Below are 19,197 nucleotides of genomic sequence, written 5' to 3' on the forward strand. Positions count from 1 at the left end.
TCGAGATTGGCGATCACGCAGTCCTGCATCGCCGCGTGCGATTCCAGGGTGTGGCCGCCGATATGCGGGGTCAGCACCACGTTCGGGAATGCGGTCAGGGCATCCGGCGCATGGGGCTCCTGCTCGAACACATCGAGACCGGCGCCGGCGATGGTGTTGTCGGCGAGGGCTGCGACCAGGGCCTGCTGGTCGATCACCGAGCCCCTGGAGATGTTGACGACATAGCCATCCGCACCGAGCTTCCTGAGGATCCCGGCATCGACGGCGTGCTGGGTGTCGGCGCCGGCGCGAACCGCGATCATCAGCACACTGCACCATTCCGCCAGCGCCCCGAGGCTCGGGAAGTATTGATAGGGCACGTCGTGCCGGCTGCGGCTGAAATAGCCGACCTCGGTTTCGAATGCCGCCGCCCGGGCCGCGATCTTGCGGCCGATCTCGCCCATGCCGTAGACCCCGATGCGGCGGCCGCGCATGCCCGCTTGTGGCCGCATCATCGGCGACGGCCTTGCCGACGACCAGCCGCCGCTTCGGACATAATCGTCCGCCGGCAGCAGCCGACGCGTCACCGCCAGCATCAAGGTCACCGCGACATCGGCGACCGAGGAGGCGTTTGCGCCCGGACTGTTGGCGACCGCGATGCCGCGCTTCGCCGCCGCGGCCAGAGCGACGCCGTCATAGCCGGTGCCATAACAGACGATGACGCCGAGCTTCGGCATCAGATCCATCGCGGCAGCCCCCAGCGGCGTGCCGCCCGCCGTGACCATCGCCGTCACCTCGGAAAGCTGGTCGGCCGAGAACACCTCGCTCAGCGGCTTGCCGGCGGCGTCCAGCAGTTCGAAGCGCTCCCCGATCCGCACCATCATGGCCTTGGGGAAGCGGGAATAGATCAAGACTTTGTTGAGCATCGGTCAGTTTCCTGAAGTCAAAGACAAAGGGCGGAACGGGTTTCCCCGTCCCGCCCTTGAAATGATTGTCGTCGCGCGACCGGCCGTTAGCCGAGCAGCGTGCCCGGCTCAACCTTCACGCCCGGTCCCATCGAGGACGAAACCGCGACGCGCTGGATGTAGGTGCCCTTGGCACCGGCGGGCTTCGCCTTGGCGACGGCATCCGCCAGCGCCTTGACGTTCTCCACCAGCTTGTCGGCCGTGAACGACGCCTTGCCGATGCCGGCCTGCACAATGCCGGCCTTCTCGACCCGGAACTCGACCGAACCGCCCTTGGCGCCCTTGACGGCGTTGGCGACGTCCATCGTGACCGTGCCGATCTTCGGGTTCGGCATCATGCCGCGCGGTCCCAGCACCTTACCGAGGCGTCCGACCAGCGGCATCATGTCGGGGGTGGCGATACAGCGGTCGAAATCGATCTGACCGCCCTGCACCTTCTCGACCAAATCCTCGGCACCGACGACGTCGGCTCCCGCCGCCCGGGCTTCGTCCGCCTTGGCGCCGCGCGCGAACACGCCGACGCGCAGGGTGCGGCCGGTGCCGTTCGGCAGGGTCACCACGCCACGCACCATCTGGTCGGCGTGACGCGGATCGACGCCGAGATTGATCGCAATCTCGACCGTCTCGTCGAACTTCGACGTGGCGCGTTCCTTGACCATTTTGATGGCGTCCGCGAGCGGATAAAGCTTCTCGCGATCAACGCCCTCGCGGGCCTTCTTCAAGCGTTTTCCGATTGCCATGACCCGTTACCCCGCAACTTCAAGACCCATCGAACGGGCAGAGCCCTCGACCATCTTCATGGCCGACTCGATGGAGTCACAATTGAGATCCTTCATCTTCTTTTCGGCGATCTCGCGCACCTGCGCTTTGGTCACCGCGCCGGCCTTGTCACGGCCCGGGGCTTTCGACCCGGACTGGATTTTGGCCGCCTGCTTCAGAAAATGGGACATCGGCGGGGTCTTCATTTCGAAGGTGAACGAACGATCGGCGTAGATCGTGATCACCACCGGAATCGGGGTGCCCTTTTCGTCCTTCTGGGTCTGCGCGTTGAACGCCTTGCAGAATTCCATGATGTTGAGGCCGCGCTGACCAAGCGCGGGTCCGATCGGGGGCGAAGGATTCGCCGACCCGGCCGGCACCTGCAATTTCAGGTATCCGGTCACTTTCTTCGCCATTTATCACTCCTCATGTTGTTTCCGGACAACCCGGAAGCTTCACAGGACCGTGGTGCGGTTCGATGGATGACTGGCGATCATCCCTCTCCTCCCACGGCTTCGTCTACGCGAAGACGCGCTTCGCGCTGATGCGATCAGACTTTCTCGACCTGACCGAATTCCAGTTCGACCGGCGTGGCCCGGCCGAAGATCGACACGGCGACCTTCACGCGGCTGCGCGCCTCGTCGATTTCCTCGACCACACCGGAGAACGACGCGAACGGGCCGTCGGCCACGCGCACATTCTCGCCGATCTCGAACGAGACCGACGCCTTCGGGCGCTCGACGCCTTCCTGCACCTGGTGCAGGATCCGCATGGCCTCGGCTTCCGAGATCGGCATCGGCTTGTTTTCCGCGCCGAGGAAGCCCGTCACCTTCGGGGTGTTCTTGATCAGATGGAAGGCCTCGTCGGTGAGCTTCATCTTCACCAGCACATAGCCCGGGAAGAACTTGCGCTCGGCGTCGATCTTGCGGCCGCGGCGGACTTCGGTGACCTTCTCGGTCGGCACCAGCACCTGCTCGAACAGCTCTTCGAGCCCGCGCTGCTTCGACTGCTCGCGGATCGACTCCGCGACCTTCTTTTCGAAGTTCGAATAGGCGTGAACGATATACCAGCGCTTGTCCATCGTCTGTGTTCCGGCGCTTGCCATCAACGGATACCGAGCAAGAAGGTGACGAGATAGCGGATGATCAGATCCGCGGCGAAAAAGAAGATCGAGGCTACCGCAACCATCACAAACACCATGATGGTGGTGATCGTCACCTCGCGGCGGGTCGGCCAGGTGACCTTGGCGGTCTCCGAGCGCACTTCCTGCAGGAACTTGAACGGGCTGAAAGCCATCGTTTGTGTCATCCGCGTCCGCTGGGACGATCTGGGTTTTAAGGAATCCGAACAGCCCTCTGGCGCCCAGCCCTCTCTTGAAGGATGAGCCGGCCAGCGGGCTCGATTGTTCGGGGATTTCAAAGCCGCGCCGGATATCCGTCTAAGCGGGCCGGCAGCAGGTGCGGTTGTGTACTGCCAAGGGGGCCAAAGGTCAAGGTACCAAGGGGAGACAACATTGCGGTTTCGGGAGCGCGGGTTCGCGCACCGGATCCCAAGCCGCCAGGCCTTGACCTCGCTCAACAGGGCCACTCGACCCTCCCTTAGCCTCTCAGCTACGGTGATGCAGACCGAGGCGGTTGCAACGCAACCCCCGCCGACCCTGATCGCCACTCATGGGCCACGCATAGATGAGCGCTGAGCTTGCACTTCCACCCCCGCAGCGGGATCTGCGCCTCGACCTGTTTCGCGGCCTCGCCAACTGGGCGATGTTCCTGGGGCACATCTTCAGCCCGGTTCTCGCATGGTTCTCGTTTCGCAACTACGGCTTCAGCGATGGGGCCGATTTGTTCGTGTTCATTTCCGGCTACACGTCGGCTCTGGTGTTCGCCAGAAAGATGCTCGAGCGCGGCTTCGTTTTCGGAACCACGCGGCTGTTCAGGCGCGTCTGGCAAATCTATGTCGCCCATGTCCTGCTGTTCGTGTTCTATCTGGCGTCCATCCTTTTCCTGGCGGACAGGTCCGGCGCTTCCGACTTGATCAATCAGTTCCATGTCGCGCCCCTCCTCCTCGCTCCGGTCGAGACGCTGGCGCAGGGCCTGATGCTGAAATACAAGCCGCTGAATCTGGACGTGCTGCCGCTTTACGTCGTCCTGATGGGCGCCTTTGCGCCGATGCTCTGGCTGATGCTGCGGCACCGGAACTGGGTCATGCTGGGATCGGTGCTGCTCTATCTCGCCGCCCGGCAGTTCGGCTGGAATCTGCCCTCTTATCCTTCCGGGGTCTGGTATTTCAACCCGTTCGCGTGGCAGCTGCTTTTCGTGCTGGGCGCGTGGCTGGCGCTGGGCGGCGCCGATACGCTGCACTTCCTGATCCGCTCCCGGCTCGTCCTGTTTTTTGCCGTGATCTACCTGCTGTTTGCCGCCGCCATGACGCTGGCGGCGCACCTGCCCGAACCGCATGCCATTTTTCCGCGCGTCCTGTTCGAGGCCTTCACGCCGAACGACAAGACCAATCTGGCGCCCTACCGCTTTCTGCATCTGGTTATTCTGATCATCGTGGCGGTGCGGTTGATACCGATCGACGCGCCGGGATTGCGGGCCGCCATCTGGCGGCCGCTGGTCAAATGCGGCCAGCAATCCCTCGAGGTGTTCTGCGTCGGAATCTACCTGTCGTTCGTTGCATCGCTCATCCTGCAAACGACATCCGACGGGATCTTTGCGCAACTCCTCGCCGGCGCCGGCGGCCTCGCGATCATGACGGCGGTCGCCTACTACAGGTCATGGTCGAAGCGGATGGAGAAACCGGTCGAGGCCCGCGGGAATCATCCGGCCGCGGATGAACCGCGCCGATCAGGTCCCGCAACACTTTAGGGCGTTGCACCTGTCGCGTCGAAAATCGGCCTAAGTACTTGATTTAGCTGGCAGGGGCGGCAGGGCTCGAACCTGCGACAACCGGTTTTGGAGACCGGTACTCTACCAACTGAGCTACACCCCTACGGAACCCCGGCGTCGCCGCCGATCCGCGCCGTTTCAAGCATAGGAAACGCCCCGATTGCAAGGGCGAAGCGGCGGAACCAGGCGCCACCCGGCAGCCTGGACTAGGCCCGGCGCAACAGCCAGTCGCGATAATTCTCGCCGTAGCGGTTGGCGACCTGATCGGCGACGCTTTGCGGTTCCCAGCACCCCTTGCCCAGCCATCAGGAAGGCCCGGAGATCGGGGTTGGCGATGATGACGGCACCGGTTCGCGCGTCGACCAGATTGGCGGTGGCGGTCATTTCGCGGCCGCCGCCGATCACGATTCGCTGGACCGCGCCCGCAATGGCAAAATTCTTGACGACGACATCGAGCCGGACCGGCCGCGTGCCGTTGAGCTGGCCGGCCATGGCCTTTTCGACTCCCGCCTTGATCTTCGGCGCCAGTAAATTCCGGACATAGGCCTTGCCTTCCGGCGTATCGGTCGCGGTGGCGATCTCGTGGTCTGGAATCGCCTTGGCGGTGGCGTAGGCGCGGATGCCGTCCTCCCACTGGATTCTCGCATCCGGCGCGTAACTGACGGTGACGCCCGCCAGTTTCATGCCTGCGATGTCATTTTGCGACAGCGAATTTTCCGCTGTCACGCAGCCAGCCAAACCCAACGCAACGCCCAGCGCGGCAAGCCGCACCAATCCGGCAATCGTTCTCACCGTAACCCCCCGCCGCCCAGCCGTGCTCCACACGACTTCCTGTAGCTATCCCGAAATTCGACTACCTCAAATTGATCTTAGGCGCAACATAGCCCGCGCCTTCCCGGTCAAGGCGAACAGCCGCCGCAAACTCAGCAACGCCTTGCGGCAAACGCCCTGTTCAAGCCGCGCATTCTGCGCCAGACTTCGATGAGCCTAGGCAACCGGACCACAAGCAACAAGAGCGACAACGGGAGAGACCATGACCGCGCAAACCGCCGTGAAGCCAACCGCCATGCCGCAGACCCCCTCCCTGCCCCAGGCCAAACCGGAAGCGCTGGGCCTTTCCCAGGTTCGGCTGCAGCGGATGTCGGACGCGTTCAGGCGCGAGATCGACAAGGGCACCCTGCCCGGTGCGACCGTGCTGGTGGCGCGGCGCGGCCAGATCGGCTGGTTCGAGGCGCTGGGCAAACAGGGCCCGGCGGCCAGCGCGCCGATGGCGCACGACTCGATTTTCCGGATCTTCTCGATGACCAAACCGATCGTCTCGGTCGGCATCATGATGCTGGTCGAGGACGGCCATTTCCTGCTCAGCGATCCCGTTGCGAAATTCATCCCGGAATTTGCCGACCAGAAGGTCGGCATCGAGAACAACGGCAAGCTCGACCTCGTGCCGCTGAAGCGGCAGATGACGATCCAGGACCTGCTGCGCCACACTTCGGGCATCACCTACGATCACACCGGCAACGGCCTGGTGCAGCAGATGTACCAGCAGTCGCGGCTGCGCAGCCGCAAGATCAGCAACGCCGAGCACGCCGTGATGGTCGCCGGCATGCCGCTGATGTGCCAGCCGGGGGCGGAATGGAACTACAGCCGCTCCACCGACATTCTCGGCCGCGTCATCGAGGTCGTCTCCGGCAAGAGCCTCGGCGCCTTCCTGACCGAGCGCATCCTGGCGCCGTTGCAGATGGCCGAGACCGCATTTCACACCGGCGAGGAGAATGCCGGCCGGCTCGCCGAGCCGTTCGCGAGCGATCCCTGGACCGGCGACAAGGTGCAGTTCTTCAACATGCTGGAGAAGCCGGTGATGGAATCCGGCGGCGGCGGCCTGCTGTCGACCACGATGGACTATGCGCGGTTCAGCCAGATGCTGCTCAGCGGCGGCACGCTCGACGGCAACAGGATCATCGGCCGCAAGTCACTGGAGCTGATGGCGTCGGATCATCTCGGCGCCCACGTCAAGGTCGACTCGCCCCTGATGCCCGCCGGTCACGGCTTTGGTCTGGGCTTCGCGGTGCGCACCGCGAGCGGCATGGCGCCATTCCCGGGTTCGGCCGGTCAGTTCTTCTGGAGCGGCATGGCCGGAACGTTCTTCTTCATCGATCCGGCCGAGGACATGTTCGTCGTGTTCATGATGCAGGGCCCCGGCCAGCGCGAATATACCCGCATCATGCTGCGCGACCTGGTGTACGCCGCGGTGGAGTGACCCGAAGGGTCATTCCGGGGCGGCCCGTTAGGCCGAACCCGGAACTGGAGATTGCATTTTCGAGATCTCCGATGCGCAATTGCGCATCGGAGATTCACGCTATTGCGCCCCCCCGGGATGACGCACCTTGGCGCGTCAACTGATCGTAGCACCCCCGTCGATCACCACGGTCTGGCCGGTCATGAAGTCGCCGGCCGCCGATCCCATCAGCACCGCGGCGCCGGCGATCTCGTCGGGGATGCCGATCCGCAGCAGCGGCGAACGCGAGGTCGAGGCTTTCAGGTTTTCCGGATTATCCCACAGCGCCTTGGCGAAATCGGTCTTGATCAGGCCGGGCGCGATGCAGTTCACGCGGATGTTGTGCTTGCCGTATTCGCAGGCGAGGTTGCGCGCAAGCTGCATGTCGGCGGCCTTCGAAATCGCATAGGCGCCGAGCACGGTGGAGCCCTTGAGGCCGCCGATCGAGGACACGATGATGATGGAACCGTCCTTGCGCTCGATCATCTGCGGCACCACCATGCCGATCAGCCAGTTGTTGGCGACGATATTGTTGTCGAGAATCTTGCGGAACTGCTCGTCCGAGATACCGCCGAGCGGACCATAATAGGGGTTGGACGCGGCGTTGCAGACCAGCACGTCGATCTTGCCGAAGACGCGGTTGGTTTCGTTGACCAGGTTCTGCAGGTTTTCCTTGCTGGAGATGTTGGCAGCGACCGCGACCGATGTGTCCTTGCCGAACTTGTCGTTGATTTCCTTAGCGACGGAATCGCAGACATCCTGCTTGCGCGAGGAAATCACCACCTTGGCGCCGTGCTCGGCCATCCGCTCCGCGATGGCGCGGCCGATGCCCTTGGTGGAGCCGGTGATGACGGCGACTTTGCCCTTCATGTCGAACAAGCTCATGTGCTTCTCTCCCCGATTTTGATCCGGCGATGCCGGTTCTTTTTATCTAACGTCATTCCGGGGCGATGCGAAAGCATCGAACCCGGAGTCTCGAGATTCCCCGATGTGCAATTGCACATCTGCGGTTCACGCAATCGCGTGCCCCGGAATGATACCTCACGCCAGCTTCGTCGCCGGCACCACTTCCGGCCCGGCCGGCTGATGCATCGCGGCGTGCGAGGCGTCAGCGATCCACGGCTGCTGGTTGATCATCGGCAGCCGCCAGCTGCTGTGGCCGTGGCTGGCGAGATGATCGAGCCGCGTCACCGAGCAATTGTCGATGTCGAAGGCGAGGCATTTCTCCGGCAGGTTGCCCAGCGCGAGCCCGATCGCCGCCTTGATGGTGCCGCCATGCGCCACCGCGATCACATCCTTGCCGGCATGCTCGGTGTTGATGCGCTCGATCGCGCCGCGCACGCGGTTGTAGAGGTCCATGAAGCTTTCGCCGCCGGGCGCCGGCACGTCGATCGGCGCGAACCAGTGGCTGCCGAGCGGCAGGCTGGCCAGGAACGCGGCGCGGTTCATGCCCTGCCATTCGCCGAGATGCTGCTCGGCAAACGCGGCTACGTGCGGCATCCGCGCAGGCTTCGGGAATCCGGCGGCCCAGATCGCGTCGGCGGTCTGATGGGTCCGCTTCAGGTTGCTGGCGACCCACACCGCATTGCGCGGCAGGATCTTTCCGACCGCGGCGAACACCACGCCATCGCCGGTGTCGCAGCCGAGGTCCTTCTGTCCATAGATGCAGCCATTGTCCTCGCGGACCGGCGCATGGCGCACCCACCACCATCGCGTCGCGACGACGCCGGATGAAGCAACGGCTGGCTTGGCTGGATTGGACATCGCAGGGACCCTTCAATACTGTTGCGTGTCCTACGTCAGAGCACGCATCGCCTCAAGCGACTTGACGTTTGAAATCTTGTTTGAAATTCCGCAAGGCGGCAAGCGCCGATAATAACGCCACAAAGCGACAAGGGAGCAACTTATGGGCCGGCTCGAAGGCAAATCCGTCATCATCACCGGCGCCGGCAGCGGCATCGGCCGCGCCGCCTCGCTGCTGTTTTCGAAGGAAGGCGCCAGGCTCGTCATCGCCGACCGCAGCGACAGCGTGATGGAGACGGCCAGGCTGGTCAGCGAGTCCGGCGGCACCGTCGAAGCCGTGCTGGCCGACGCCGGGTCGGAGAGCGACGTGAAGGGCTTCATCGACCAGGCCGTCGCCAAATACGGCAGGCTCGACGCGATCTGGGCCAATGCCGGGGTCAGCGGCGGGCTGGTGCCGCTGCCCGAGCAGACCGTGGAACAATGGCAGGAGATCCTGCGCATCAATCTGATCGGGCCGTTCCTCGCGATCAAGCATTCGATGCCGCACATGATCAAACAGAAGTCCGGCTCGATCGTGCTGACGGCGTCGGTGGCGGGCCTCAAGTCCGGCGCCAGCGGGCATCCCTACGCGGCGAGCAAGGCCGGCGTCATCAGCCTGGTGCAGACCACCGCCTATTCGCTGTCGGGCACCGGCGTGCGCATCAACGCGGTGTGTCCCGGCCTGATCGAGACCGGCATGACCAAACCGATCTTCGACAACGCCAAACAGCGCGGTACGGACGGCAAGATCGGCCAGCTCAATCCCCTGAAGCGCGCCGGCCAGCCGCACGAACTGGCGGCAATGGGACTGTTCCTCGCCAGCGACGACGCGTCCTACGTCAACGGCCAGGCGATTCCGGTCGACGGCGGCCTGACCGCATCGATGCCGTATGCGGGGAAGCCGGTTTAGGTTGCGGGAAGATGTGGCGCTCGGCGCTGCATCAGTCACAGTCCGTCGGGCGGCAGGCCGGAGGCGTCGGCCGCAACCGGCCGGTGACGGATGCGTTCGCGGTAGAAGGCGTAGAGACCTGAGAGCACGATGATGGTCGCACCCGTCACCATCAGGGCGTCGGGCACGTCGCCGAACACGAGATAGCCGAGCAGCATGGCCCACAGCAGCGCGGAATAGCGGAACGGCGCCACCGCCGAGATATCGCCCGACCGCAGCGCCATGATGACGCATTGATAGCCGATCAGCAGCAGCACCGCGGCGAGCGTCAGCAGGCCGAGCGCGCGGCCGGAAGGCGCCGTCCAGCCGCCGAGCGGAACGATGATGGCGGCGCCGGCGATCGTCACCGTCACAGTGGTCACCAGGGTGATGAACAGCGACGGAACATGCGCGGGGATGCGCCGGGTCGCGAGATCGCGCACGGCGCAGAACACCACCGAAACCAGCGCGAACAGCGAGAACTGGTTAAAACCCTCGACCCCCGGCCGAACGATGATGAGAACGCCGATGAAGCCGGCGAAGATGGCCAGCCAGCGCCGCCAGCCGACCGGCTCGCCGAACATCAGGGCAGCGCCGAGCGTGACCGCCAGTGGCAGGGCCTGAAAGATCGCAGCGGTATTGGCCAGCGGCAGGTGCACGATCGCGGCCAGGAACGTCACCGTTCCCAGCACCTCGCCGGCCACCCGAAGCGCGACCGGCTTCATGACCAGCGTGCGCAGCGGCCGCATCGCGCCCTGGTGCCATGCCAGTGCGGCGATCAGCGCGATCGCGACGACGCCGCGCACCAGCATGATCTCGCCGAAGTTCATCTCCGACGACACCGCCTTGGTGATGGCGTCGTTCATGGTGAAGCCCGCCATGGCGGCGGCCATCAGCAGACTTCCACGCATGTTCGGGGAAAGGGGCAAGTGCGATTCCGTGTGATGAGAGCGGGATGAAGCGGTGCGCGCTTCTCCCTCGCCCCGCTTGCGGGGAGAGGGTCGGGGTGAGGGGGACTCTCAACCGCCGCGCTCGCGGAGAGTCCCCCCCTCACCCGGCGCTACGCGCCGACCTCTCCCCGCAAGCGGGGCGAGGTAAGAAGCGCGCGCCTTTGCCTGCCTACGACGTCAGGTCGCGCCGGCCTTCTGCGCGTATTCCCAGGAGGCCTTCGACAGCGGCACGGTGCGCGCCGCCGACTCCATGGCCTTGGCATTCGCCGCGGTGCCATCGCGAACGCGTCCGGCAATCCCCTGGGTGATGCCGGCAAGCCGGAACAGATTGTAGGAAAAATACCAGTTGAGATCGGGAACCGCGCTACCGGTGACGTTGCAGTAGATCTGCGCCGCCTCTTCCATGCTCGGAATATTCAGCGCCTTGAGGTCGGCATTGGCGAGACCCGGCATGGTCCACTGCATCAAGAGATAGGTGAAATCCGCCATGGGATCGCCGAGTGTCGACAGTTCCCAGTCCAGCACCGCCTGCACCCGCGGCTCGGTGGCGTGGAAAATCATGTTGTCGAGGCGATAGTCGCCATGCACGATCGACACGCGCTTCTGTTCCGGCACGGTCTTCGGCAACCATTCGGCCAATTTCTCGAATTCGGGAATGTGCTGGGTTTCCGAGGCGCGGTATTGCTTGGTCCAGCGATCGACCTGCCGCGCGAAGTAATTGCCGGGTTTTCCGAAGTCGCCGAGACCAATCGCCTGCGGATCGTAAGTGTGCAATTTCGCGAGCGTCTCGATCTTGCTGGTGAAGATCTTGCGGCGTGCGTCCGGCGTCTGGCTCGGCAGCGTGGGATCCCAGAACACCCGGCCCTCCTCCATCGACATGATGTAGAAGGCGGCGCCGATCACGCCGTCGTCGGTGCACAGCGCATAGGCTTTCGCGACCGGAAAGCCCTGCTTGCTCAACGCGGCGATGACACGGAATTCGCGATCGACCGCGTGCGCCGACGGCAGCAGCTTGCCGAACGGCCGGCGGCGCATCACGTAGGATCGCCCGGGGGTATCGAGCCGGTAGGTCGGATTGGACTGGCCGCCCTTGAATTGCAGGACGGTCAATGGTCCCTGATAGCCTTCGACATGCTCGCGCATCCAGCCGTCGAGGCGCTGCTCATCGATCCGATGCCGCTCCTCGACGGGCTTGGTACCCGAAAACTCTTCGTCTTTCCTGACGCCGTCGGCCACGGTGACGCTCCCCTGGTTTTATTCTTGGAACCCTTGGGGAGCGCCGTCCGAGGTGCTCCCGCTAGTGGGCAGCGTTTGAATACTTCCGAAGTTCAAGTCTGGCAATGGCGCGGTTATGGACCTCGTCCGGACCGTCGGCAAGGCGCAAGGTGCGAATGCCGGCATAGGCCTTGGCGAGGCCCGCATCGTCGGAGACGCCGCCGCCGCCCCAGGCCTGGATCGCGTTGTCGATGATCTTCAGCGCCATGTTCGGCGCCGCCACCTTGATCATGGCGATCTCGAGTTGCGCGGTCTTGTTGCCGACCTTGTCCATCATGTCAGCGGCCTTGAGGCATAACAGCCGGGTCATCTCGATATCGGTGCGGGCTTCGGCGATGCGCTGTTCCCAGATCGAATGCTCGATGATCTTCTTGCCGAAGGCGGTGCGCGTCGACAGGCGCCGCACCATCTTCTCCAGCGCCTCTTCGGCGACGCCGATGGTGCGCATGCAGTGATGGATGCGGCCGGGACCGAGCCGGCCCTGCGCGATCTCGAAACCGCGGCCCTCGCCGAGCAGGATGTTTGCAGCGGGAACCCGGACGTTTTCCAGCAGCACCTGGGCGTGGCCGTGCGGCGCATCGTCGAAGCCGAACACCGGCAGCATCTTCTCGACGGTGATGCCGGGGGTATCGAGCGGCACCAGGATCTGCGACTGCTGCTGATGGCGCGCCGCATTGGGATCGGTCTTGCCCATCAGGATCGCGATCTTGCAGCGGGGATCGCCGACGCCCGACGACCACCATTTGCGGCCGTTGATGACGTAGTGATCGCCGTCGCGCGTGATCGAGGTTTCGATGGTGGTAGCGTCCGACGAGGCGACCGCGGGTTCGGTCATCAGGAACGCGGAGCGGATCTCGCCGTTCATCAGCGGCTTCAGCCATTTGCGCTTCTGCTCCTTGCTGGCATAGCGCATGAACACTTCCATGTTGCCGGTATCCGGCGCCGAGCAGTTGAACACCTCGGAGGCAAAGCCGATATGGCCCATCTCCTCGGCCAGCGGCGCGTATTCCAGATTGCTCAATCCCGCGCCGCGGAATTCGTCATCCTCATGCGAGGACGGCGGCATGAACATGTTCCAGAGACCTTCGGCCTTGGCCTTCTTCTTGAGGTCCTCGAGGATCGGGATCACCTTCCAGCGGCTGCCCTCGGCGTCCTGCTGCTTGTAGATCGGCACCGCGGGCCGGACGTGCTTGGTCATGAACGACTGCACGCGATTGAGCCAATCCTTCTGGCGATCCGACATATTGAAGTCCATGGGGCGTTCCTCACCTTGTGAAATTGTTGGGCGCACTGTCTGCCCGCCATTCGCCGGCCGCAAGGCGATTTTGCGCCTTCGCGGCTGACGACCGCAGCGGACCGCATTCGAAATGCGAACCATTGCGAACTATGATTGACATTCCCGGCCCTTCAAACGATAGTTTCATACAACTGTTTGAAATGCAACCGGCCAGATCGGCCCTGCATGGGAGCCATGACATGGCGTCGGATCATACCAGGAGCGCGATCCTCAGCGCCGCCGAGCGGCTTTACGCCGATCGCGGCTTCGGCGACGTCACGCTGCGCGACATCGTCGCCTCCGCCAGCGTCAATCTCGCGGCGGTGAACTATCATTTCGGCTCCAAGGACGAACTGATCGCCGAACTGTTCGTCACCCGCAGCCTCGCCACCAACCGCGAACGGCTCAATGAGCTGAAAGCCGCCGAAGAGGCCGGCGGCGGCCGCGCCGCCATCGACGCGATCTTCCGCGCGCTGGTGGGACCGACGCTGCGCGGTTGCCTCGGGCCGACAAGCGGGGGCTCGACCGCGGCGCGCTTCATGATCCGCGCCTCGATCGAATCGGTGCCGCCGATCCGGCGCATCAAGAACCGCGAGGTCGATCACTTGCGAAAATTCGCCGCCGCGATGCGGCGCTCCCTGCCCGGCCGCGCCGAGGCCGATCTCTATTGGGGCCTGCACTTTGCGCTGGCGATGGCGCACCACACCATCCGCGAGCGGGAAAGATTGACAAAACTGTCGGAGGGATTGTGCGACCTCGACGACGTCCAGGGGATCGTCGAGCGCGTGGTCGCGGTGTCGGTAATGGCGCTGGCGGGAAGCGGGACCCGGAGCGGCGAAAAGCCGGGCGCGCAGCGGGCTCGCCAGGGCTCCTGACCGGAAGCTGTCGCCCAGCCCGGATGACTATCGCTTGCAGGACCATGCGGCTACAAGGACGCCGTCCGGCGCTCAGGTCCAGAACGTCCGCCGACGACCGCCGAGGGGAAAAGCTGCCGGTGTCCAATTTGCAAGCCTGGTTTGCCACCGCGAGTCTCCGGTTTCGGATCCGGGCGCTGAAAGCGCGGCTGCGCGATCAAAGGGCCGAGTTCGACGCGATCGGGCAGCACCTGCGGCCGGGCGACATCGCCTGCGACATCGGCGCCAACAAGGGCAGCTTCATCTATTGGCTGTCGCGCTGGTGCCGGAGCGGCCGGGTGATCGCGTTCGAGCCGCAACCGGAACTGGCCCGCGGACTTGTCGACGTCTGCAGCGCGATCCGGCTTGATAACGTGACGGTCGAAGCGAAAGCGGTCTACTCGCATTCGGGCCGCAAGGACCTGTTCGTGCCATCAGGCCATCAACCCGGGGCGTCGCTCCATTCCGCCGCGCTGGGGACCGAGAGTTTTGTCACCCTGTCGGTGCCGCTGGTCTCGCTCGACGATTATTTCGGCGAGCGCGACAGGGTCAGGCTGCTCAAGATCGACGCCGAGGGCGCCGAATTCGCGATCATGAAGGGCGCCGAACGGATTCTGCGGCAACACGCGCCATTGCTGGTGTTCGAATGCGAGAACCGGCACCTCGCGCCATCAGGCGATGTCCGCGAGGTGTTTTCCTATCTCGAAGGCCTCGGCTACCAGGGCAGCTTCGTCTGCCGCAACCGGCTCGTTCCGATTTCGCAATTCGACGCCGCCGTGCATCAGAACCAGCACGGCGAATGGTTCTGGAAGAGCAAGGACTACTGCAACAATTTCATCTTTCGCCATGCGCGCGGCGCCGGCGCGGCGGGACCGTGAGCGGATTCCTTTCCGCAGAGGTTGATGCCCCGAAAGCTCGCCTTTCCAACCTTTTATCTGGAAGGGAGGAACCCTTTCAGGGTTCCGTGGTTGCCTGACGTTGACCGTCAGCATCCGCGTGGTCGAATCGAGTGGTACCATTGATCCGCCAGCCTTTCAAAGCACGCAGTTCTGACGAACTCATCGCGTTACTCAGCGCCGTGGCGAGTGCGGTCCTTGCCTTTATGATTGTTGCGACACTGTATTTTGGTCGCGAAATTCTGGTCCCTATTGCGCTTGCCATTCTCTTGAGTTTCGTTCTGGCGCCGCTTGTCGGAGCATTGCAGCGGATACGGGTGCCGCGGGGCTTGGCGGTTGTCGGCGTCGTTGTGACGGCGTTCGCGCTGATCTTCGCGACAGGAAGTCTTCTTGCCACTCAGCTGACACAACTCGCAAGTGACCTTCCGCGTTACCAGTCGACCATGACCGCCAAAATACAGTCTTTCCGTGAAACCACCGCGGGTCGGGGCACGCTGGAACGCGCATCGGGGATGCTCAAGGACCTAAGCAAAGAGTTGGACAAGCCCAAGGACGCCCCGTCCGCGCTCAGTCTCAGGACGCCAACGGCTGATCCTGTTCCAGTGGAGGTGCGTCAGCCGGATCCGGGCGCACTTGAAAGTCTGCACCGCCTGATTTCTCCGCTTCTTCATCCGCTCGCGACGACCGGCATTATCATCATTTTTGTCATTTTCATTCTGCTTCAGCGTGAGGATCTGCGCAATCGACTGATACGGCTCGCCGGCTCACATGATCTGCAGCGAACGACGGCTGCGCTCGACGATGCCGCGAGACGCCTCAGCCGGCTCTTCCTCATCCAGCTTCTCTTGAATGGAACGTTTGGCCTGGTTATTGGAATCGGTCTGTGGCTGATCGGCATTCCAAGTGCCATCTTGTGGGGCATCCTGGCAGGCGTACTCCGTTTTGTCCCCTACATCGGCGCGTTCATTGCTGCCGCTTTCCCACTCGTCCTTTCGGTTGCGGTCGATCCTGGTTGGAGCATGCTACTCTGGACTCTCGGGCTGTTTCTCGTCGTCGAGCCGATCGTGGGACATGTGATTGAACCCATGGTGTACGGGCACAGCACGGGATTATCGCCTGTCGCCGTGGTTGCTGCGGCTACTTTCTGGACTGCGCTCTGGGGACCGATTGGTCTGGTATTGGCCACGCCTCTCACGGTTTGCCTCGTGGTACTCGGGCGTCATGTTGAGCGACTGGAATTTCTGGATGTAATGTTTGGCGACCGACCTGCGCTTTCGCCTCCCGAGATATTCTATCAGCGTATGCTGGCTGGCGATCCCACCGAAGCTGCCGAAAAGGCCGAAGAGTTTCTGAAGGAGCGGGCTCTCTCGTCCTATTATGACGAGGTCGCCCTGAAAGGATTGCAGCTTGCTCAAGTCGATGCTGAACGTGGCACTTTGGACCCAGAGCGAGCAAGCAAGATCAAAGACACAATAAGCGAATTTGCAGTCAACCTTTCCGATCAGGACGACCGACCTCCGCGCGAAGTCCGTGCAACCACGGACGCCGAAGCAACTTCGGCGGTAGAAAGTGTAGCTGACCACTCACCCTATGATAATTTGCCGGTGTTGAACAAGGACGCACTGCCTCCCGAATGGCTTGGCGAACATCCTGTCCTTTGCGTGGCCGGTCGCAGCCCGCTCGATGAAGGCGCCGCAATCATGTTGGGGCAGCTCACAACCGCTCACGGCCTCTCAGCACGCGTGGAGGCCGCCGAGGCCCTTTCCGTCGCCAATGTGTTCCGCCTGGAAACTACCGGCGTTGCGCTCGCTTGCTTGATCTATCTTGATGCAAACGGTCCGGCGCATATGCGCTACTCCGTGCAACGGCTGCGCCGCAAACTGCCAAAAGCGCAAATTATTCTATGCTGTCTGATCAAGGATATCGATCGCTCCCGGTTGGAAGAACTCCGGGCGACGGCGAAAGCGGACCTGGCGGCTGCCACCCTGGGGGAGACAGTTCAATTATGCATCGCGGCCACCGGGGCTGAGGTCCCTGTCGTCACACCGTCGGTGGAAGTCGCTGCGATGACAGCGTAATCACGCGGTCCGCACCTGAAGTGACGGCGATTGCCCGCATTACACCGCCGCCACGCAATCGATCTCGATGTCGAACGGGCCCATCCATTCCGGGACACAGACAAAAATGCGCGCTGGCGGGTCGACCGGAAAGTAGCCCGCGTAGATCGCATTGACGGTCGCGAAGTGTTCTGCCGAGCTGCAATAGATATTGCACTTCATGACGTTCTCCAGACGTGTGCCGGCCGTTTCCAGACACAGCTTCATTTGCTCGAGCACGATCTCGGTCTGCCGCTCGATCGGGGCAGCAACAACCTCGCCGGCCACCGGGTCAAACGGCGGAAACCCTGACACGAAGACCATGTTGTTGGCACGCGTCACCGCTGAAATGGGCGCGTTCCACTTCGCCAGATAAGACGACAGTGGTTCGACGCGGATGACTTCACGTTTCATGGCAGCGCTCCGGCGCGGATCGTCCGCGACTGGACACTAGCAGTTCCGGGTACAGCATGTTTCGTCAACGGTCGAAGTGTCGTTGCCTGGATGATGTTCCGGCGCTCCGGTCATTTCCTGACGGCGAGAGCATAGAGATAGGCCAGGATCGCATCGACGTCCTCGTCGGAAAAGTCGATCTGCGGCATCGCCCGGTGTTTCGACACCATGCCTTCCCTGAGTTCGGCCTGCAGCTCACGCGGCAAGAACCGGGCGTAGATGTCGCGCATCGGCGGCGCCTGCGCGAGCGGGCTCGCACCAACGGCTTCGATCGCATGGCAGCGGCCACAGTTCTTCTCAAGGATGGCCTTGCCCCTGCTTCGAAGCTGGCCGGGGCCGGCGGCATCAGCGCTCGCGGCCGAACACAGGAGAAGTCCGGCGATCAGACATCGGAGCAGACTGGAGCGCGGTATCATCTGTTTGGGTCCCACTGACGTCACAGGCTGCGCCCAGCACCGCCGGATCGCGTTGATGCAAATCAAGCATCTCAACCCCAGAGGAAGGGCGCAAGTCGCGCGGAGACGTAGTTGAGGACTAGATGATCTTCTGCTGCTTCAGTTCGCCCAGCTTCGCCTCGTCGTAGCCGATCGTCGCCAAGACGTCTTTCGTGTCGGCGCCCAGCAGTGGCGGCGCGCGATAATCCTTCACCGGGGTGCCGGAGAACGTGATGGCGTTGCGGATCAGCGAGAGCTCATGTTCGAAGGGATGGTCGACCTTGATCTGCATGCCGCGCGACTGAACGTGCGGATCGGCGAACACCTGGGCAAAATCGTTGATCGGCCCGCAGGGCACGCCGGCTTTCGCCAGTTCGTCGAGCCAATGGGCGACCGACTGCTTCAGGAACAGGCCGGCAAAAATCGCCATGATCTCCTTGCTGTGCACGACGCGGTCGTTGTTCTTCAGGAATCTCGGATCGGTCGCGAGTTCGGGCTGACCGAGCACGGCGCAGGTGCGCGCGAACTGGCCGTCATTGCCGACCACCAGCATCAGTTCGCCGTCGGTGCAGCGGAACACGCCCGCGGGCATGCCGCCATTGCCCCAGGTGCCGCGCCGCGGCGGGGTCTGGCCGTTGACGAGAAAGATCTGCGCGTAATGCGACAGCGAGGCGATCACGGTGTCGAACAGGCAGACGTCGACATGCTGCCCCGCCCCGCCATTGGCCTTGCGGTGATAGAGCGCGGCCAGAATGCCGATCGACGAATTCATGCCGGTCATGTAATCGACGATGGAGGGCCCGACCTTCATCGGCCCCTCGCCGGGCTCGCCGTCGAGATGGCCGGTGACGCTCATCAGCCCGCCCATCGCCTGCAGGATCGCGTCGTAGCCGGCGCGCGGCGCGTAGGGCCCGGTCTGGCCGAAGCCGGTCACCGAGCAATAGATGATGCCGGGGTTGAGCGCCCTGATCGATTCATAGTCCAGCCGGTAGCGCTTGAGATCGCCGACCTTGTAATTCTCCATCATCACGTCGCAAGACTTTGCCAGTTCGCGGACGATGTCCTGGCCTTCCGGCGTCGCGATGTTGACGGTGACCGATTTCTTGTTGCGGTTGGCGCACAGGTAGAACGAGTTGTTGTTGTTCGCCTTGCCGTCGGGATCGCTTAGATAGGGCGGGCCGAAGGCGCGCGCATCGTCGCCGCCGCCCGGCCGCTCGATCTTGATCACCTCGGCGCCGAGGTCGCCCAGCATCTGCGCCGACAGCGGCCCCGCCAGCACGCGCGTCAGATCGAGAATCTTGATGCCTTGAAGGGGCAGAGCCGACATAGAGATTCCTCCGGAGTTTTG

Annotated in this window: 20 protein-coding genes and 1 tRNA gene; 6 read left to right on the forward strand and 15 right to left on the reverse strand. The window is 63.3% G+C overall.

The genetic code is table 11. The annotated features are described in order from the left end of the window. The 5 genes from Q8N40_RS14670 to secE all read right to left on the reverse strand — a co-directional run. The coding region (locus Q8N40_RS14670) for a 2-hydroxyacid dehydrogenase (RefSeq protein ID WP_305712328.1) at positions 1 to 905 on the reverse strand (905 nt) is incomplete at its 3' end. An 86-nt stretch (positions 906 to 991) separates the two neighbouring features. Then, positions 992 to 1,684, reverse strand: a complete 693-nt coding sequence (gene rplA, locus Q8N40_RS14675) for a 50S ribosomal protein L1 (RefSeq protein WP_305319558.1) — start codon at positions 1,682 to 1,684, stop codon at positions 992 to 994. A 6-nt stretch (positions 1,685 to 1,690) separates the two neighbouring features. Further along, positions 1,691 to 2,119, reverse strand: a complete 429-nt coding sequence (rplK, locus tag Q8N40_RS14680; RefSeq protein WP_299745815.1) for a 50S ribosomal protein L11 — start codon at positions 2,117 to 2,119, stop codon at positions 1,691 to 1,693. 134 nt (positions 2,120 to 2,253) lie between these two features. Then, entirely contained in the window at positions 2,254 to 2,784 is a 531-nt protein-coding gene (nusG, locus tag Q8N40_RS14685) for a transcription termination/antitermination protein NusG (protein ID WP_291860669.1), read from the reverse strand. 23 nt (positions 2,785 to 2,807) lie between these two features. After that, positions 2,808 to 2,999 carry a preprotein translocase subunit SecE gene (gene secE, locus Q8N40_RS14690; RefSeq protein WP_305319559.1) on the reverse strand — a complete coding sequence of 64 codons (192 nt, stop codon included), beginning with the start codon at positions 2,997 to 2,999 and terminating at the stop codon, positions 2,808 to 2,810. 389 nt (positions 3,000 to 3,388) lie between these two features. Here secE and Q8N40_RS14695 point away from each other — a divergent pair, with 389 nt between their 5' ends. Further along, positions 3,389 to 4,570, forward strand: a complete 1,182-nt coding sequence (locus Q8N40_RS14695; RefSeq protein ID WP_305712329.1) for an OpgC domain-containing protein — start codon at positions 3,389 to 3,391, stop codon at positions 4,568 to 4,570. Positions 4,571 to 4,618: 48 nt separating this feature from the next. Here the strand turns inward: Q8N40_RS14695 and Q8N40_RS14700 are convergent. Together Q8N40_RS14700 and Q8N40_RS14705 are read right to left on the reverse strand one after the other, a co-directional pair. Next, positions 4,619 to 4,694: transfer RNA gene (locus Q8N40_RS14700), tRNA-Trp, on the reverse strand. A 35-nt stretch (positions 4,695 to 4,729) separates the two neighbouring features. Beyond that, positions 4,730 to 5,362: a DUF6778 family protein gene (locus Q8N40_RS14705; RefSeq protein ID WP_305712330.1), complete on the reverse strand. Its 633-nt coding sequence runs from the start codon at positions 5,360 to 5,362 to the stop codon at positions 4,730 to 4,732. Between the two features lie 262 nt (positions 5,363 to 5,624). On the opposite strand from Q8N40_RS14705, the gene Q8N40_RS14710 reads away from it, so the two are divergent. Then, the gene (locus Q8N40_RS14710) at positions 5,625 to 6,848 is read left to right on the forward strand and encodes a serine hydrolase (RefSeq protein ID WP_305319562.1); all 1,224 of its coding nucleotides are present in this window, start codon (positions 5,625 to 5,627) and stop codon (positions 6,846 to 6,848) included. A gap of 135 nt (positions 6,849 to 6,983) precedes the next feature. On the opposite strand, the gene Q8N40_RS14715 is transcribed toward Q8N40_RS14710, so the two are convergent. Beyond that, positions 6,984 to 7,751 (reverse strand): SDR family NAD(P)-dependent oxidoreductase, encoded by a 768-nt coding sequence (locus tag Q8N40_RS14715; protein ID WP_305319563.1) that lies wholly within the window; start codon positions 7,749 to 7,751, stop codon positions 6,984 to 6,986. 156 nt (positions 7,752 to 7,907) lie between these two features. Further along, positions 7,908 to 8,630, reverse strand: coding sequence for a histidine phosphatase family protein (locus Q8N40_RS14720; RefSeq protein WP_305712331.1), 723 nt, complete (start codon positions 8,628 to 8,630; stop codon positions 7,908 to 7,910). A 142-nt stretch (positions 8,631 to 8,772) separates the two neighbouring features. Here Q8N40_RS14720 and Q8N40_RS14725 point away from each other — a divergent pair, with 142 nt between their 5' ends. After that, positions 8,773 to 9,558, forward strand: a complete 786-nt coding sequence (locus tag Q8N40_RS14725; RefSeq protein ID WP_305319565.1) for an SDR family NAD(P)-dependent oxidoreductase — start codon at positions 8,773 to 8,775, stop codon at positions 9,556 to 9,558. Positions 9,559 to 9,593: 35 nt separating this feature from the next. On the opposite strand, the gene Q8N40_RS14730 is transcribed toward Q8N40_RS14725, so the two are convergent. From Q8N40_RS14730 to Q8N40_RS14740, 3 genes are all read right to left on the reverse strand, one after another. Next, complete coding sequence (locus Q8N40_RS14730; RefSeq protein ID WP_305712332.1) at positions 9,594 to 10,505, reverse strand: DMT family transporter; 912 nt, start codon at positions 10,503 to 10,505, stop codon at positions 9,594 to 9,596. Between the two features lie 198 nt (positions 10,506 to 10,703). Further along, complete coding sequence (locus Q8N40_RS14735; protein WP_305322114.1) at positions 10,704 to 11,762, reverse strand: phosphotransferase family protein; 1,059 nt, start codon at positions 11,760 to 11,762, stop codon at positions 10,704 to 10,706. A gap of 61 nt (positions 11,763 to 11,823) precedes the next feature. Then, positions 11,824 to 13,056, reverse strand: coding sequence for an acyl-CoA dehydrogenase family protein (locus tag Q8N40_RS14740; protein ID WP_305712333.1), 1,233 nt, complete (start codon positions 13,054 to 13,056; stop codon positions 11,824 to 11,826). A 221-nt stretch (positions 13,057 to 13,277) separates the two neighbouring features. On the opposite strand from Q8N40_RS14740, the gene Q8N40_RS14745 reads away from it, so the two are divergent. The 3 genes from Q8N40_RS14745 (at position 13,278) to Q8N40_RS14755 (ending at position 16,944) form a co-directional block, all read left to right on the forward strand. Continuing rightward, a complete protein-coding gene (locus Q8N40_RS14745) occupies positions 13,278 to 13,952 on the forward strand; it encodes a TetR/AcrR family transcriptional regulator (RefSeq protein WP_305712334.1) in 675 nt (224 codons plus the stop codon). 119 nt (positions 13,953 to 14,071) lie between these two features. Further along, a complete protein-coding gene (locus Q8N40_RS14750; RefSeq protein WP_305712335.1) occupies positions 14,072 to 14,848 on the forward strand; it encodes an FkbM family methyltransferase in 777 nt (258 codons plus the stop codon). 140 nt (positions 14,849 to 14,988) lie between these two features. Then, positions 14,989 to 16,944, forward strand: coding sequence for an AI-2E family transporter (locus Q8N40_RS14755; protein WP_305712336.1), 1,956 nt, complete (start codon positions 14,989 to 14,991; stop codon positions 16,942 to 16,944). 39 nt (positions 16,945 to 16,983) lie between these two features. On the opposite strand, the gene Q8N40_RS14760 is transcribed toward Q8N40_RS14755, so the two are convergent. The 3 genes from Q8N40_RS14760 to Q8N40_RS14770 all read right to left on the reverse strand — a co-directional run bounded on the left by Q8N40_RS14760 (position 16,984) and on the right by Q8N40_RS14770 (position 19,176). Then, complete coding sequence (locus Q8N40_RS14760; RefSeq protein ID WP_305712337.1) at positions 16,984 to 17,376, reverse strand: RidA family protein; 393 nt, start codon at positions 17,374 to 17,376, stop codon at positions 16,984 to 16,986. Between the two features lie 110 nt (positions 17,377 to 17,486). After that, positions 17,487 to 17,831, reverse strand: a complete 345-nt coding sequence (locus Q8N40_RS14765) for a cytochrome c (protein ID WP_305322109.1) — start codon at positions 17,829 to 17,831, stop codon at positions 17,487 to 17,489. A 118-nt stretch (positions 17,832 to 17,949) separates the two neighbouring features. Beyond that, positions 17,950 to 19,176: a CaiB/BaiF CoA-transferase family protein gene (locus Q8N40_RS14770; protein ID WP_305712338.1), complete on the reverse strand. Its 1,227-nt coding sequence runs from the start codon at positions 19,174 to 19,176 to the stop codon at positions 17,950 to 17,952. Between the last annotated feature and the right edge of the window lie 21 nt (positions 19,177 to 19,197).

The organism is Bradyrhizobium sp., from assembly GCF_030693485.1.
Lineage (GTDB): Bacteria > Pseudomonadota > Alphaproteobacteria > Rhizobiales > Xanthobacteraceae > Bradyrhizobium.

What these genes read in the sequence shown, in the direction of transcription:
- Q8N40_RS14770 (WP_305712338.1), bottom strand. Translation starts at nt 19,176, where the DNA reads ATGTCGGCTCTGCCCCTTCAAGGCATCAAGATTCTCGATCTGACGCGC.
- Q8N40_RS14715 (WP_305319563.1), bottom strand. Translation starts at nt 7,751, where the DNA reads ATGAGCTTGTTCGACATGAAGGGCAAAGTCGCCGTCATCACCGGCTCC.
- Q8N40_RS14725 (WP_305319565.1), top strand. Translation starts at nt 8,773, where the DNA reads ATGGGCCGGCTCGAAGGCAAATCCGTCATCATCACCGGCGCCGGCAGC.
- Q8N40_RS14765 (WP_305322109.1), bottom strand. Translation starts at nt 17,831, where the DNA reads ATGATACCGCGCTCCAGTCTGCTCCGATGTCTGATCGCCGGACTTCTC.
- Q8N40_RS14710 (WP_305319562.1), top strand. Translation starts at nt 5,625, where the DNA reads ATGACCGCGCAAACCGCCGTGAAGCCAACCGCCATGCCGCAGACCCCC.
- rplK (WP_299745815.1), bottom strand. Translation starts at nt 2,119, where the DNA reads ATGGCGAAGAAAGTGACCGGATACCTGAAATTGCAGGTGCCGGCCGGG.
- rplA (WP_305319558.1), bottom strand. Translation starts at nt 1,684, where the DNA reads ATGGCAATCGGAAAACGCTTGAAGAAGGCCCGCGAGGGCGTTGATCGC.
- Q8N40_RS14745 (WP_305712334.1), top strand. Translation starts at nt 13,278, where the DNA reads ATGGCGTCGGATCATACCAGGAGCGCGATCCTCAGCGCCGCCGAGCGG.
- Q8N40_RS14720 (WP_305712331.1), bottom strand. Translation starts at nt 8,630, where the DNA reads ATGTCCAATCCAGCCAAGCCAGCCGTTGCTTCATCCGGCGTCGTCGCG.
- Q8N40_RS14695 (WP_305712329.1), top strand. Translation starts at nt 3,389, where the DNA reads ATGAGCGCTGAGCTTGCACTTCCACCCCCGCAGCGGGATCTGCGCCTC.
- nusG (WP_291860669.1), bottom strand. Translation starts at nt 2,784, where the DNA reads ATGGACAAGCGCTGGTATATCGTTCACGCCTATTCGAACTTCGAAAAG.
- secE (WP_305319559.1), bottom strand. Translation starts at nt 2,999, where the DNA reads ATGGCTTTCAGCCCGTTCAAGTTCCTGCAGGAAGTGCGCTCGGAGACC.
- Q8N40_RS14760 (WP_305712337.1), bottom strand. Translation starts at nt 17,376, where the DNA reads ATGAAACGTGAAGTCATCCGCGTCGAACCACTGTCGTCTTATCTGGCG.
- Q8N40_RS14740 (WP_305712333.1), bottom strand. Translation starts at nt 13,056, where the DNA reads ATGGACTTCAATATGTCGGATCGCCAGAAGGATTGGCTCAATCGCGTG.